This window comes from Seonamhaeicola sediminis (assembly GCF_004358095.2).
Lineage (GTDB): Bacteria > Bacteroidota > Bacteroidia > Flavobacteriales > Flavobacteriaceae > Seonamhaeicola > Seonamhaeicola sediminis.
In genome coordinates, this window is record NZ_SMZJ02000001.1 from 138,534 (window position 1) to 153,149 (window position 14,616).

General features: G+C 33.5%; 11 protein-coding genes. 6 read left to right on the top strand and 5 right to left on the bottom strand.

All coding sequences use genetic code 11. The features are described from left to right. Positions 1-48 precede the first annotated feature (48 nt). From E1J38_RS00675 to secA, 5 genes are all read left to right on the top strand, one after another. On the top strand, positions 49-357 hold the full coding sequence (locus E1J38_RS00675) for a GIY-YIG nuclease family protein (protein ID WP_133354901.1): 309 nt from the start codon (positions 49-51) through the stop codon (positions 355-357). Positions 358-444: 87 nt separating this feature from the next. After that, positions 445-1,218: an O-methyltransferase gene (locus E1J38_RS00680; protein ID WP_133354899.1), complete on the top strand. Its 774-nt coding sequence runs from the start codon at positions 445-447 to the stop codon at positions 1,216-1,218. Positions 1,219-1,441: 223 nt separating this feature from the next. Further along, a complete protein-coding gene (locus tag E1J38_RS00685; RefSeq protein ID WP_133354897.1) occupies positions 1,442-2,017 on the top strand; it encodes a cob(I)yrinic acid a,c-diamide adenosyltransferase in 576 nt (191 codons plus the stop codon). A gap of 507 nt (positions 2,018-2,524) precedes the next feature. After that, on the top strand, positions 2,525-2,746 hold the full coding sequence (locus E1J38_RS00690; protein ID WP_019387375.1) for a DUF2795 domain-containing protein: 222 nt from the start codon (positions 2,525-2,527) through the stop codon (positions 2,744-2,746). A 235-nt stretch (positions 2,747-2,981) separates the two neighbouring features. Then, positions 2,982-6,335 (top strand): preprotein translocase subunit SecA, encoded by a 3,354-nt coding sequence (gene secA, locus E1J38_RS00695; protein ID WP_133354895.1) that lies wholly within the window; start codon positions 2,982-2,984, stop codon positions 6,333-6,335. A gap of 87 nt (positions 6,336-6,422) precedes the next feature. On the opposite strand, the gene argS is transcribed toward secA, so the two are convergent. Beyond that, on the bottom strand, positions 6,423-8,207 hold the full coding sequence (argS, locus tag E1J38_RS00700; RefSeq protein ID WP_133354893.1) for an arginine--tRNA ligase: 1,785 nt from the start codon (positions 8,205-8,207) through the stop codon (positions 6,423-6,425). A 457-nt stretch (positions 8,208-8,664) separates the two neighbouring features. Here argS and E1J38_RS00705 point away from each other — a divergent pair, with 457 nt between their 5' ends. Beyond that, positions 8,665-10,728: a tetratricopeptide repeat-containing sensor histidine kinase gene (locus tag E1J38_RS00705; RefSeq protein ID WP_133354891.1), complete on the top strand. Its 2,064-nt coding sequence runs from the start codon at positions 8,665-8,667 to the stop codon at positions 10,726-10,728. A 2-nt stretch (positions 10,729-10,730) separates the two neighbouring features. On the opposite strand, the gene ctlX is transcribed toward E1J38_RS00705, so the two are convergent. The 4 genes from ctlX to E1J38_RS00725 form a co-directional block, all read right to left on the bottom strand. Next, the gene (gene ctlX / locus E1J38_RS00710; protein ID WP_133354889.1) at positions 10,731-11,666 is read right to left on the bottom strand and encodes a citrulline utilization hydrolase CtlX; all 936 of its coding nucleotides are present in this window, start codon (positions 11,664-11,666) and stop codon (positions 10,731-10,733) included. Positions 11,667-11,822: 156 nt separating this feature from the next. Further along, positions 11,823-12,050, bottom strand: a complete 228-nt coding sequence (locus E1J38_RS00715) for a DUF3820 family protein (protein WP_133354887.1) — start codon at positions 12,048-12,050, stop codon at positions 11,823-11,825. Beyond that, entirely contained in the window at positions 12,050-12,586 is a 537-nt protein-coding gene (locus tag E1J38_RS00720) for a DUF922 domain-containing protein (RefSeq protein WP_133354885.1), read from the bottom strand. Before E1J38_RS00720 ends, E1J38_RS00715 begins: the two co-directional genes overlap by 1 nt. Before the next feature lie 69 nt (positions 12,587-12,655). Continuing rightward, a complete protein-coding gene (locus E1J38_RS00725) occupies positions 12,656-14,575 on the bottom strand; it encodes a PBP1 and LysM peptidoglycan-binding domain-containing protein (RefSeq protein ID WP_133354883.1) in 1,920 nt (639 codons plus the stop codon). Positions 14,576-14,616 lie beyond the last annotated feature (41 nt).

Here is a 14,616-nt window from a genome sequence, read left to right on the forward strand (position 1 = left end):
ACATTTTATTTCTTATGTTTACGTTAATTTTATTATTATAAAACGTATATGTTATTGTATTATGTTTACATACTCAAATGTAAAGACGAAAGTTATTATACAGGAATAACAAATGATTTAGAAAAAAGATTTAATGAACATCAAGCGGGATTTAACAAAGACTCATACACCTATAAAAGAAGACCTTTGACATTAGAATTTCATCAAGAATTCAATGATGTTATCCAGGCAATACGTTTTGAAAAGAAAATTAAAAAATGGACTCGAGCAAAAAAGGAAGCATTAATTAAAGGAAAATTTGATATGCTACAGATACTTTCCGAATGCAGAAATGCAACTCACTATAAATATAAATAGGTCATTATAATGAGCTTAACTTGCACTTCGACTGCGCTCAGTGTGACACAGTTTCGTTATAAAAAAGAAAGAGAACAATTTAAAAACATGTTATTTCAATTAATACAATACATAAAATTCCTTTTAAAATCTACCAACCAGCATGGGGTACACTCCCCGTTTGTTTATGATTTAATTACTAAGTGCTTTTATGATAAAACTAGTTATACAGAATACAATGCTATTAAAGTATACCGCAGTAAACTTTTACAAAATAGAAACACCATTCAAGTTAATGATTTAGGACTTGGTTCTAGGAAAACTAAAACCAATATTAGGCTGGTAAATGAAATTGCTAAAACCTCTGGAACTACTTTAAAAAGAAGCAAACTCCTTTTTCGAATATCAAAGTATTTTAAACCAGACCAAGTTCTTGAACTTGGCACTTCATTGGGTATTGCTACACATGCATTGGCTACCGGAAACCCAAAAGCTAATATCACGACAATTGAAGGTTGTCCAGAAATAGCTTCGTTTTCAAAGAAACAATTACATCAATACAAGAATATTGAATTAAAAATTGGAGATTTTAAAGATTTGTTACCCAAGCTTACTAACAAAAGTTACAATCTTATTTTCTTTGATGGTAATCATAAAAAAGAGGCTACTTTACAGTATTTTGAAGCACTTTTACCAACCATTAATAATAACACTGTTTTTATTTTTGATGACATCTACTGGTCTAAAGGTATGACAGAAGCTTGGGAAACTATTAAACTACACCCAAAAGTTACCGTTACTATTGATACGTTTTTTTGGGGATTTGTGTTTTTTAGGAAAGAGCAAGTAAAGGAGCATTTTAGCATTAGGGTTAATCATTGATTTGTTTAGTTGTTAAGTGGTTTAGCTGTCATTCCTGCGAAGACAGGAATCTACTTTTCAAAATACAGGCGTATGATTTGGGTAATTACGATGTTTTGAATCTGTGTTTGAACAGCCTGAGAGGGTTCAAAACATTGTTAATGCTCTTGCCTTCTGTGGAATGATAAAATCATTTTTACAATAAAACTTTTAACTTTTAACTTATAACTTTTAACTTTGAAACATGAAGGTTTATACAAAAACAGGCGATAAAGGAACCACCGCATTATTTGGAGGCACTAGAGTACCCAAACATCATATTAGAATTGAAAGTTATGGAACGGTTGATGAACTGAACTCTCATTTAGGCTTAATTAGAGATCAAGACATAAATCAACATTACAAAGATATTCTCATTGAAATACAACACAACTTATTTACCGTTGGAGCTATTTTAGCAACAGACCCCGAAAAAGCCATTTTAAAAAGCGGTAAAGAACGTTTGAATATTGAAAAGATTTCCTCTGATGATATTCAGAAACTAGAAGATGAAATGGACACCATGAATGAAGCGTTACCTCCCATGACCCATTTTGTATTACCCGGCGGTCACCAAACGGTGTCATTCTGTCATATAGCACGTTGTGTTTGCCGTAGAGCAGAACGTTTGGCTTCATCTCTTAACAACATAGAACCTATAGAATCTCATGCTTTAATATACTTAAACCGCCTTTCTGACTACCTTTTTGTATTGGCACGAAAGTTGACCCTAGACTTGCAAGCAGATGAAGTGAAGTGGATTCCTGAAAAGAAATCTTAATCTATTGTTTTGCGTTAGGGATTGAAGCGGCATCCTTTTTTGGTTAGACCAAATAATTTCTTTTGAATGCGAGATTGCTACAGTAAATTAAAATTTACATGGCAATGACACTCAAAAAAGATATAGCTGAAAGCCCGATAACAATTTTGTTATTCAGAGCACAGCGAAGAATGTTAAAACAAAATTGTTAAACGCCCATAAAACAATATTTAAAGCTAAATTTTATTTGGATAAATATGAACCTTGCAAAAATTAATTGCAACCGTTTATAACGCAACAGAAAACGCTCTTTTAATTAATGATGAAATGAGTTAAAAAAACATTATGAATATTTTGAGACGAATTCATGAAGTTTTTTTTAACGAAAGCATAGCGGTTGATATTCTCTTAAATCTTTCAATTATTTTTTTAAAAAATTGAAAGTTTAAATGAATATGAAATAATTCAAATTTTTCTTGCACGTTTAAACTAAAAAATTATTTTTGCAGAAAATTAAACCTATAAGAAATGTATTGGACTTTAGAACTAGCATCTTATTTAAGTGATGCCCCATGGCCAGCTACTAAAGACGAGTTAATTGACTACGCCATTAGAACTGGAGCACCTTTAGAAGTTGTTGAAAATTTGCAGTCTATTGAAGACGAAGGTGATTCTTATGATTCTATTGAAGAAATCTGGTCTGATTACCCAACAGACGAAGATTATCTTTGGAACGAAGATGAATATTAAAATAATAACCATAAAGAATTAGTTAAAAAAGTCTCTGTTTGAGGCTTTTTTTTATTCTATTCCTTATGAAACACCCTAACATAATGTATCTTTGAATGTTAGTTCTAGCTATAACAAAAAAAATAATCTATGTCATTCAGAGCATTCCGAATATATTCGGAGTCGAAGAATCTCTTGAACTAAAGCAGATTCTTCATTACATTCAGAATGACAAGAAAAATATAAAACAAAATATATGAGTTTTTTAAATTCGGTCTTAAAAGTATTTGTTGGAGACAAATCTAAACAAGACGTCAAGGCTATCATGCCTATTGTTGATAAAATAAAATCTTTTGAGTCTTCACTTGAAGGCTTAACTCATGACGAATTACGTCATAAAACAATTGAATTCAAATCGAAAATTGCAGAAGCATGTAAAGATGTAAACGAGCAAATTAATAAACTATCAGAAGAAGCCGAAAACACCGAAGATATTGACGCACGTGAAGATATTTATGAACAAATAGATAAACTTCATGATACTGTATATGACATTACCGAAGGGGTTTTAAACGAAATCTTACCAGAAGCTTTTGCCGTGGTTAAAGAAACGGCTAAACGGTTTGTGAATAATACTACCATTACTGTTAAAGCAAATGAATTTGACAGAACACTATCTGCCGAAAAAACCTATGTATCACTAGATGGTGATAACGCCACATGGTCCAATTCTTGGGATGCTGCTGGAAAACCAATTACATGGGACATGATTCATTATGATGTTCAGCTCATTGGTGGTATTGCATTACACCAAGGGAAAATTGCCGAAATGCAAACTGGTGAAGGTAAGACCTTGGTGGCCACCTTACCTGTGTACTTAAACGCGATAGCCGGTAAAGGTGTGCATTTAGTAACCGTAAACGACTACTTAGCAAAACGCGATAGCGCGTGGATGGCACCTATTTTTGAGTTTCATGGGTTAAGTGTAGATTGTATTGATTACCATCAGCCAAATTCAGATGCCCGCAAAAAGGCTTATAACGCTGATATTACCTACGGAACTAACAATGAGTTTGGGTTTGACTACTTGCGTGATAATATGGCACACGCACCTGGTGACTTAGTGCAGCGTCCACACCACTATGCCATTGTAGATGAGGTGGATTCAGTTTTGGTTGATGATGCACGTACCCCTTTAATCATCTCTGGTCCCATTCCAAAGGGAGATCACCATGAGTTTAATGAACTAAAACCTAAAGTTGACGACATTGTTAATGTTCAACGTAAATATTTAACAGGTGTTTTAGCCGAAGCTAAAAAGCTTATCAAGGAAGGAGACACTAAAGAAGGTGGTTTCCAATTGCTTCGTGTTTATAGGGGTATTCCTAAAAATAAGGCACTCATAAAGTTTTTGAGTGAAGAAGGTGTTAAACAACTCTTACAAAAAACTGAAAACTTCTATATGCAAGACAACAACCGTGAAATGCCTAAGGTAGATGCGGAATTGTACTATGTAATAGACGAAAAAAACAACCAGATTGAATTAACCGATAAAGGTGTTGATTATTTATCTGGAAAGGACAATCCAAACTTTTTTGTAATGCCAGAGATTGGGATGGAGATTGCAAAAATTGAAAGTCAAGGATTATCGCCAGAAAAGGAAGCTGAACTTAAAGAAGAATTATTTAAGGAGTTTGGCGTAAAATCAGAACGCATTCACACTTTAAATCAATTATTAAAGGCTTACGCTCTATTTGAAAAAGACACGCAGTATGTAGTTATTGACAATAAGGTGATGATTGTTGATGAGCAAACCGGTCGTATTATGGATGGGCGTCGTTATAGCGATGGTTTACACCAAGCCATTGAGGCTAAAGAAAACGTTAAAATTGAAGATGCTACCCAAACTTTTGCAACCGTAACGTTACAAAATTATTTTAGAATGTACCGAAAACTATCTGGTATGACGGGTACAGCAGTTACTGAAGCCGGTGAGTTTTGGGAAATCTATAAATTAGATGTGGTTGAAATACCAACCAACAAACCCATAGCCCGTGATGACCGCGAGGATTTAGTTTATAAAACGAAGCGTGAAAAATATAATGCTGTTATTGATGAAGTAACCCAATTATCAAAAGCTGGTCGCCCAGTTTTAATTGGAACAACTTCGGTTGAGATATCAGAGTTATTGGGAAAAATGTTAAGCATCAGAAAGATTCCTCACAACGTACTGAATGCAAAACAACATAAAAAAGAAGCTGAAATTGTAGATCAAGCTGGTAGAAGCGGTCAAGTAACCATTGCTACCAATATGGCAGGTCGTGGTACTGATATTAAGTTAACCGATGAGGTTAAAGAAGCCGGTGGGTTAGCCATTGTAGGTACCGAGCGTCATGACTCACGTCGTGTAGACCGCCAGTTACGAGGTCGTGCTGGTCGTCAAGGAGATGTTGGTAGCTCCCAGTTCTATGTATCCTTAGAGGACAACCTTATGCGTTTATTTGGTAGCGAACGTATTGCCAAAATGATGGACCGTATGGGGCTAAAAGAAGGCGAAGTGATTCAACATTCCATGATTTCAAAATCTATTGAGCGTGCTCAAAAGAAAGTTGAGGAAAACAACTTTGGTGTTCGCAAACGATTATTAGAGTATGATGATGTAATGAACGCACAACGTGAAGTGGTTTACAAGCGTAGAAGACACGCCCTACATGGCGAACGCCTTCGTGTAGATTTGGCAAACATGATTTTTGACACTTCCGAAGGTATTGCCCAAACCAATAAAGGTGCTAATGATTACAAAAATTTTGAGTTTGAACTGATTCGTTATTTCTCAATGAGTTCGCCTATTACTGAAGCAGAATTCACAAGCTTATCAGAGCAAGAAATAACCTCAAAAATATATAAAGCTGCCTTTGAGCATTACCGCGATAAAATGGAACGTAATGCCGATATTGCTTTTCCTGTTATTAAAAATGTATACGAAACCCAACGTGATAAATACAAACGTATCGTAGTACCGTTTACCGATGGTGTTAAAAGCCTAAATGTGGTAACAGATCTTGAAAAAGCTTATGAAACCAATGGTAAGCAGTTAATTACTGATTTTGAAAAGAATATTGCACTAGCCATTATTGACGATGCTTGGAAAACGCATTTGCGTAAAATGGATGAACTGAAGCAATCAGTACAATTGGCGGTTCATGAGCAAAAAGACCCATTATTGATTTATAAATTTGAAGCTTTTGAGTTATTCAAATCAATGATTGATCAGGTTAATAAAGATGTTATTTCATTTTTATTTAAGGGAGAACTACCACAAGAAACCCAAAATAACATTCAAGAAGCACGTGCCAGAAAACAAGAAAAAGTGCAAACCACTAAAGAAGAAATTCCTAATCTTGATGAACGTTCTGCCGAAAGTAGAGCTGCAGGTAATACCCAACGCCAGCCACAAGTGGTAGAAACCATTGTACGCGACAAACCTAAAATAGGGCGTAACGATCGTGTTACCATAAAACATGTTATTAATGGTGAAAATAAAACTTTAAAATACAAGCAAGCCGAACCTTTAATTGCCAAAGGTGATTGGGTTTTGGTTGATGAATAGCCAAATCCTGTGAAAACAGGAATCTCATAAAACAAAAAAACTCCAGATAGTAATCTATCTGGAGTTTTTTTTATAAATTGTTTAGTATTACATGCGCTCTGGTACTTTGATCCCTAAAACACGAAAGGCATTTTTAATGGTATTAGCAACAACTCTAGAAAGTTGTACCCTAAAGATTTTTTCATCTTTATTGTCTGCTCCTAAAATTGATACGTTTTGGTAAAAGGAATTAAACTCTTTCACCAAATCGTACGTATAATTAGCTATCAAGGCAGGACTATGTTGTGCTGCTGCATTTTGAATGACTTCAGGAAATAACTGTAATTGTTTTAATAATTCCTTTTCCTTGATATGCAAAGACACTTCGACTGCGCTCAGTGTGACACTGGCATCTAAATTAGCTTTTCGTAAAATAGATTGAATTCTGGCATAGGTATATTGAATAAAAGGGCCTGTATTTCCCTGAAAATCTATAGACTCTTTCGGATCAAAAAGAATACGCTTTTTAGGATCTACCTTTAAGATATAATACTTTAAAGCTCCTAAACCAATGGTCTTATATAAGGCTTTCTTTTCAACTTCGGTATATCCTTCTAGCTTCCCTAGTTCATTAGAAATTTCTTCAGCCGTAGCTGCCATTTCATCAATTAAATCATCGGCATCAACCACAGTTCCTTCCCGGCTCTTCATTTTTCCGCTAGGTAAATCTACCATGCCATAACTTAAATGATATAGATTTTTAGCCCAGTCAAACCCAAGTTTCTTCAGAATTAAAAATAACACTTGAAAGTGGTAATCTTGCTCATTTCCAACGGTATAAACCATACCTCCTACATCAGGAAAATCTTTAATACGCTGTATGGCTGTTCCAATATCTTGGGTCATATAAACCGCCGTTCCATCGGCACGCTGTACTATTTTTTTATCAAGCCCCGCATCGGTTAGATCGCACCAAACAGAACCATCTTTTTCGGTATGAAACACCCCAGATTTTAATCCTTCGGCTACAAATTCCTTTCCTAACAAATAGGTATTACTTTCGTAATACAAGGTATCAAAATCAACACCTAAGTTTGTATAGGTCTCATTAAAACCATCATATACCCATCCGTTCATAGTTTTCCAAAGTGACACTATTTCTTCATCTCCTGCCTCCCACTTTCTAAGCATTTCTTGGGCTTCTAAAAGAATTGGCGCCTCTTTTTTTGCTTCATCAAGTGTTTTTCCTTCAGCTACTAAGTTTTCAATTTCCTTTTTATATTCTTGGTCAAACTTCACATAGTAATTCCCAACCAACTTATCTCCTTTTAATCCAGTGCTTTCAGGTGTTTCACCATTACCAAATAATTTCCAAGCCAACATACTTTTACAAATATGAATACCTCTATCGTTAATAATTTGCGTTTTGTATACCTTCTTTCCTGCTGCTTTTAAAATTTCTGCAACACTGTACCCTAACAAGTTATTTCTAATATGTCCTAAATGGAGCGGCTTATTGGTATTAGGTGAAGAGTACTCCACCATAATAGCCTTTTCATTGGGGTTTGAGTTTACAAATCCGTAGGCATGATTATCCTTTATTCTATTAAAAAAGCTTAAGTAATAAGAATCGCTAATTTCAATATTTAAAAAGCCTTTAACCACATTAAAAGCCTTAACATCATTCACATTATCAACTAGGTAATTACCAATGGTTTCACCAATAACTACCGGATTTCCTTTTACATACCTTAGCATAGGAAACACCACCACTGTAATATCTCCTGCAAACTCCTTTCTGGTTGCCTGAAATTCAACAGATTCGATTTCAACGCTAAAAGAAGCTAAAACCGCTTGTTTCACTTGATTAGATAAGGTTTCTTGAAGGCTCATGTATCGGTCTTTATTTTTGATGCGCAAAGATAAAACTTTTATAAAAGCTTTGTAGTAAAAATACAGGCTTAAAATTTCTTTACCATGCCGCATAGGATAATACATAAAACACTCAACAACAACACCTTAAATTAAACACCTCAAAAGATTATATAAACACATGCATTTTATCGACAAAAGTGCTTTTTTTCTATGATTATTGCCGTTAATCTATTCGTCGATTTTTAGACTAATTTTTAAGCTTCATTTTATCTAATATATTGGTAGTAAAACCTAGAAATTAGATTTTGAAAGGTCTTTTTTGAAATTTTGTTAAACAGAGCTATTAATTATTCATTAAAAAATCATTTTCGCAGTCAACTAATAAACATTTTAACTTAACACGTATTAAAGTATTCTTTTTTCTCCCTCAACAGTGGAAAACTTTATATAGAAGAAGTTTCAAGGTGAACATTATATGAAGCAATTAATTACGTTAGGTTTTATTTTGATTACGCTTCTGGGGTTTTCACAAACCGCAGAAATAGATAGTCTTACCATAAAATTAGCGTATCAAAAGCAAGACTCCTTAAAAGTTGACACCTCTCTACAACTCATACAAGCGCTATATAACCTTGAAGAATATAACAAAGCATTTGATTATATTCTTTTAAGCGAAAAGCTATCTAATGACATTAATTACAAAAAAGGTGTTGCCGATATTACTTTTTACAAAGCATTGATTTATGCCCAAAAAGATGACTACATTAATGCGTTAAGCGGTTACAATAAAGCCAAAAACCTATACAATGATTTAAACGATACACTTGGTGTTGCTAAAGTGAATAATAACATTGGCTTGATTGAAATTAAACGTGGTAACTTTTCTAAAGGGCTTCAATATTCATTAGCTGCAATAAACGAACTTGAAAAGCAAGACCTAAAAGAAGAACTGAAACTAGCTTATAGTAATCTTGCTAAGGCATACAATAGTGTCAATGCTCCTGATAAAGCCATTGCGTTTTACATTAAGGCCTTACATGTTCAAGAACAATTAGAAGATTCTGATGGTATAAATGATTCCAACATGGCTTTAGCGGAATTGTATTCGCAGAAAAAAGAACACCGAAAAGCTATTGAGTATTATGAAAAAGTATTAACTAATAATACTGATAATTCTACTAGGGGAAAGATTTATTCAAAATTGGGTGGTGAATATTTAAAATTTAACGACTATAATAAAGCCACCGAATACTTGGTACAGGCCTATAATATTAATATAAGAAGTGAGGATAGGAATGGTTTACTTCCAGTTTTAAACAACCTGGGTGACTTAAATTTACGAAAAAGCAGACTTATTGTTGCCGAACGTCAATTATTACAAGCTGGAGCCATTGCAAAAGAGTTAGACAACAAGGAAGAGTTGTTGAAACATTACAAACTCATGACCGCTTTAGACTCTACCAAACGAAGATTTGACAAAGCTTTTGTATGGCAACGCGAGTATTATAACTTAAAAAACGAATTGGATAAAAAAACGTCTTCATTTAACACTAAAGCAGACTCTGAGGTTGCACTTGAATTAGACCCTAATTTTGATCAACCAAATACAGATTCAAATTTCAAAGAGAATAATAAGGATTTTTCTACTAAAGATTCAAACACGCTTGGTAAATTCAAGATACTTTTCTATGCCCTTTTGGCTGCCTTAGCTATTGTGGCAACTTTTTTAATTTTAGCTCACTTTAAGCGAAATGAGACTATAAAATACACTCAAGAATTAGAAGAAAAAAATATTAAAACCGACTTACAAAAACAGGCATACGAAGAACAAATAGCACATCTTGAAAGTATTAATAATGTTAAAGACAAGTTATTCTCCATCGTATCACATGATTTAAAAGATTCCTTATCCTCCATTAATGGTTTTATTGGCTTGTTGAGTGATGGTTCTTTATCTAGAGAAGAATTTGATAAGCTAATACCAGAGCTAAGTGAAAATGCTAACAATGCATCTTTGTTACTCTTTAACTTATTGAACTGGTCTAAGTCTCAAATGCAATCTTTAGAGCCTAAACCAAGCCTGTTTGATATTCAGGAAGTGTTTGAAGATAAGGTAAAACTTGTTGAACAACGTATAGAAAATAAAGGCATTACGCTCATAGATCATTCTCTTCGAGATTTTGCCTATGCAGACCGCAGTATGTTTGAAATTGTTGTACAAAACCTTTTAGCAAACGCTATAAAGTTTTGTAAAAAAGGGGATACCATAACAATTTCAAACCACATAAGCAATGGTAGTTGCATTGTGAGTATTGCTGATACTGGTGTTGGAATTTCTAAAGAAAATTTAGGGAAACTGTTTAAAAACACCTCTTTTACAACTACTGGAACCAGTAATGAAAAAGGCACCGGTTTAGGGCTCTCAATTTGTAAAGAACTTGTAGAATTAAACCACGGTAAAATTTGGGTTGAAAGCACATTAAATGTTGGAAGTACATTCTATGTTCAGCTACCAAAATCTAAACCTTCCAATACATAGTATTAAACTTTAGGCAAAAACACTTCGGCCATCATACATCTGGCACTACCTCCTCCACAAGCTTCAATAGTATCTAATGGGCTAAATATAATTGAGCAATGTTTTTTAATCTGGTTAATTTGATTTAACATTAAACTATCATGTGCCGATTGACTCATAGTTAAAAACAATTGCTCATTTGCGCCACGTACTTGTAACATATTGCCAACAAAACTATTTACCTGTGCTTCAGAAATAGCAATCACATCCTTATTGGTATCTTTTAAATGCTTAATCACATTCTTGCGTTCTTTTTTATCATCAATAGCATCTAAACAAATTACGGCAAAGGTCTCTGCCACACACATCATGACGTTTGTATGATAAATTGGCCTGCGCACATCATTTACCGTTTGATTAGCATTAAAAATAATGGGAGTATATTCAAAATCTTCGCAAAACTCAATAAACAAATCTTCATCAGCTCTTGGTGATAAGGCACAATATGCCCTTTTATTTGCCCTATCTAAAACAACACTTCCAGTACCTTCTAAAAAGATATCTTCATCTTCAGCAGCGGTATAATCAACTATATTTTTAATTAAAAAACCGCTTTCCTCAAGCGTATCTAAAATAGCTTCTCTGCGTTCATGACGTCTGTTTTCGGCGAACATGGGATAAATAGCTACCGTACCATCTTGATGGAATGAAATCCAATTATTTGGAAAAATAGAATCGGGGGTATCAAAATCCTCTGTATCTGACACCACAACAACTTGAACCCCAAAAGACCTTAGCTTTTCAACATAAGCATCAAACTCTTCTTGGGCCTTTTTATTAATTGAAGCTGGTAAAACATTATCAATAACTCTTTGATAATAGTTATTAACTACAGTTTGTTCGTTCATCCTAAAATGAATAGGACGCACCATTAAAATAGTGTTAGTGGTTTGTTGCATGGTTCTTATATAGAATGCCTAAAAATATAATAATTAATCTAAAAACTATTTTATTTCTAAAGCCAATGCTCAACTTTTGGTAAGCTTATATCATTGCATCTTATTCACTTGAGTTGAATTCATTTCAGCGTATAATAAGATAAAAATACTTAAAATTCACTTAGTGTATTGCTCCTTAATATTCTTAACCAAATACTCTAATCCATTTACTTTTAATTCATACACAGTGGTGAGCATATCACCTAATTTATTTTTAGGAAACCCTTTTCTATAATACCAAACCACATAATATTCTGGCAAGTCTATTAAATAGCGGTCTTTATATTTACCATAGGGCATTTTAGTCTGTGCCAACTTTATGAGAAAGTCTTTATCTGGGATCATTAATTAGACTTGTATTTAGCATACTTTTTAAGTTCTTCTTTAATATAAGATTGCCATTTGGCTTGTGCTGAAGTAAGTCTTGAATAGTTGGTTTCAGTATCATAACTGTTCTGAACAGCTGTTAATTCTTTGTTTATGTCTTCATGAATTTTTTGTAATACCTCTTTAATATTACCAGTTACCATTAATTTGCTTACCCTATGTCTAAACTTTCTAGCATGCAATTCTGTAATATCAAAATGTAATTGTTCATGCTGCAAAACATGACTACTGGCTTTTTCTGGTTTATACCAAGACTGCTTTGGATAAAAATGGGCATCGATATCGGTTTTAAAACTTACTACCTTTCCATCACTCTGTTTAACTGAAAAACCAAAAGTAATTCCAGATGCGGTTATTGCAACAGCACTAGAAAGTCTATCTGGGTTTCCTTTAAAATCAGACCAAGTTAATTTATAAGAATCTCGCCATGATAAAACAGGTTCTTTATGAACCAGCAAAAAACAGCTTAACACAAAAAAAGTTCTAATAAACATAAGTAGGTTTTTTAATTAACTCTCATCAAACAACTTCCAACAAAGCTATAAACGGGAAACACTAAATTCTTATTGCTTTACTTCAACAATGGCTAAATCTTGATGCTTTACCAAATATATGGCATCATTATAAAAGCCACCAAAAAGCTTCTTCTTATATGAGAATTTATTCTCTACATATTCTGTTAAAGGAGCCTTATTTACAGACATGAATAAATCGTCTGATGATACTAATCGCAACACTACGTCCATAGTTAAATCAAATCCTTTTACAGCTCTTCTGTTGGGAGTTATATGATAAGTTTCCTCATATTTTTTAGCAAATGCATTATTCTCATTATAGTTTTTTGATGTGGTTGCATAATGAAATTGAAGCTTAGACAAATGCTCATTTGAAATTTCATCGCCTTCAAAAGCCTTATTAAAATCAGTTGTTACCAATATAATATCTCTTTGCTCAATGTGCTCTTCTTCATTTTCTTTCTGAATTAAAGATGCTAAAATACTGGTAACATTTGACGCAAATCCAACATCTTTAGTTTCTAAAAACACAATATTATTACCTGGCTTTAAAACATCTTCTATATCCTGTCTGTTTACATAATATTTATCTACACCCTCTTTGTCTTTTCTGGAAAACACTTGTTTAGCCCCTATAAATTCCTGTTTTAAATTATTGGAAACAACAGTGTGCTTAGAATCTGCCACAATCACAATGTTACTCATCAAAGTATCAGATTTTACAAAATTTATCACTTTAGTTTTTAATAACCCATCTGATGCTCTAGACTGAAACACATTGTCATACAACTTCAAATCAGTTCCTATGGGTGACACAACAGGTACTTGGTACTTTCTTAATTCTGATGATGCTCTTTCAAAGGTTTTAGAAGTTAACGGACCAATTACGGCATCTAAATCTTCAAAATCATTTTCATTAATAATCTGGCTAACCTCACTCACTTCATTTTTGGTGTCATACACATCAATTTTAAGAGAAATACCCAATAATTTTAGAGAATCAACTGCCATTAAAACACCAGAATGGAAATCCAGCGAAGCATCTAAATAAGGGTCGCTTTTTATACTTCTTTTTGTACCAGCAATAGAATCAAAATCTACTCTATTCAATCTAAATGGTAACATGATAGCAATACGCTTGGTTGTAAAATCTGAAATACTATCAACCAACCTAATTTTGCCTTTTTCCTCTTCTTTGGAAATTGATTCATTAAAAGGAATCTTCAAAATCATTCCTGCTTTTAATCCAGTTTCTTTCAATTCAGGATTTAAAGCTTCTAACTTATCTTGTTCTAAACCAAGCTTAATTTTTAAACGGTAAAAACCTTCTTTTGGTAATACTTTGTAGTAACTATATTGATCATCAACTTCTTTTTCGGCATCATCTTCAATATTGGGCACTTTAATTTCTTGCCCTTCTTTTAAAACCTCCCCTATTTCAGGGTTTAAAGATTCTAACTCTGCAACGGTAATCCCAAATTTATAAGCAATGCGCCACTTACCCTCTTTTGGTTGTACAATATAGGTTTTATAGGGCTCTACTTTTTCAACCACTTCTTTGGTTTTAAAAATTGGAATCTTTAATTTATCTCCCTTACGCAGCGGATTAGCATACAAAAATGTATTGTGCTTCTTTATGTCATCTTCCGAAACATCATAATTTTTAGCCAAACTGTAAAGCGTTTCTTTTCGTTTGGTTTTATGCGTTTTAAAACCCTGCAACTCTTTTACTATGGTTGTTTTTACCTCAACTTTAGATTTTGGAATGATTAAAATAGTATTGGGTTTTAATTCCTTTTTTGCCTCAGGATTTAGCGTATAAATATCAAAAGGGGTTACATAGTATCGTTTTGCTATACCTTCAATGGTTTCACCTTTTTTTACTCTATGAACTGTATGATTTTGAGCTTGAGCTAAGCTGAAACTAAAAAAAAGTAAGAAACAAAAAACGAAAAAGTATTTACTCATATAACTAATTTTATGACGTTAAGGATGCAATAACACCCATT

What these genes read in the sequence shown, in the direction of transcription:
- E1J38_RS00685 (WP_133354897.1), top strand. Translation starts at nt 1,442, where the DNA reads ATGAAGGTTTATACAAAAACAGGCGATAAAGGAACCACCGCATTATTT.
- E1J38_RS00675 (WP_133354901.1), top strand. Translation starts at nt 49, where the DNA reads ATGTTATTGTATTATGTTTACATACTCAAATGTAAAGACGAAAGTTAT.
- ctlX (WP_133354889.1), bottom strand. Translation starts at nt 11,666, where the DNA reads ATGCAACAAACCACTAACACTATTTTAATGGTGCGTCCTATTCATTTT.
- E1J38_RS00720 (WP_133354885.1), bottom strand. Translation starts at nt 12,586, where the DNA reads ATGTTTATTAGAACTTTTTTTGTGTTAAGCTGTTTTTTGCTGGTTCAT.
- secA (WP_133354895.1), top strand. Translation starts at nt 2,982, where the DNA reads ATGAGTTTTTTAAATTCGGTCTTAAAAGTATTTGTTGGAGACAAATCT.
- argS (WP_133354893.1), bottom strand. Translation starts at nt 8,207, where the DNA reads ATGAGCCTTCAAGAAACCTTATCTAATCAAGTGAAACAAGCGGTTTTA.
- E1J38_RS00715 (WP_133354887.1), bottom strand. Translation starts at nt 12,050, where the DNA reads ATGATCCCAGATAAAGACTTTCTCATAAAGTTGGCACAGACTAAAATG.
- E1J38_RS00690 (WP_019387375.1), top strand. Translation starts at nt 2,525, where the DNA reads ATGTATTGGACTTTAGAACTAGCATCTTATTTAAGTGATGCCCCATGG.
- E1J38_RS00705 (WP_133354891.1), top strand. Translation starts at nt 8,665, where the DNA reads ATGAAGCAATTAATTACGTTAGGTTTTATTTTGATTACGCTTCTGGGG.
- E1J38_RS00680 (WP_133354899.1), top strand. Translation starts at nt 445, where the DNA reads ATGTTATTTCAATTAATACAATACATAAAATTCCTTTTAAAATCTACC.
- E1J38_RS00725 (WP_133354883.1), bottom strand. Translation starts at nt 14,575, where the DNA reads ATGAGTAAATACTTTTTCGTTTTTTGTTTCTTACTTTTTTTTAGTTTC.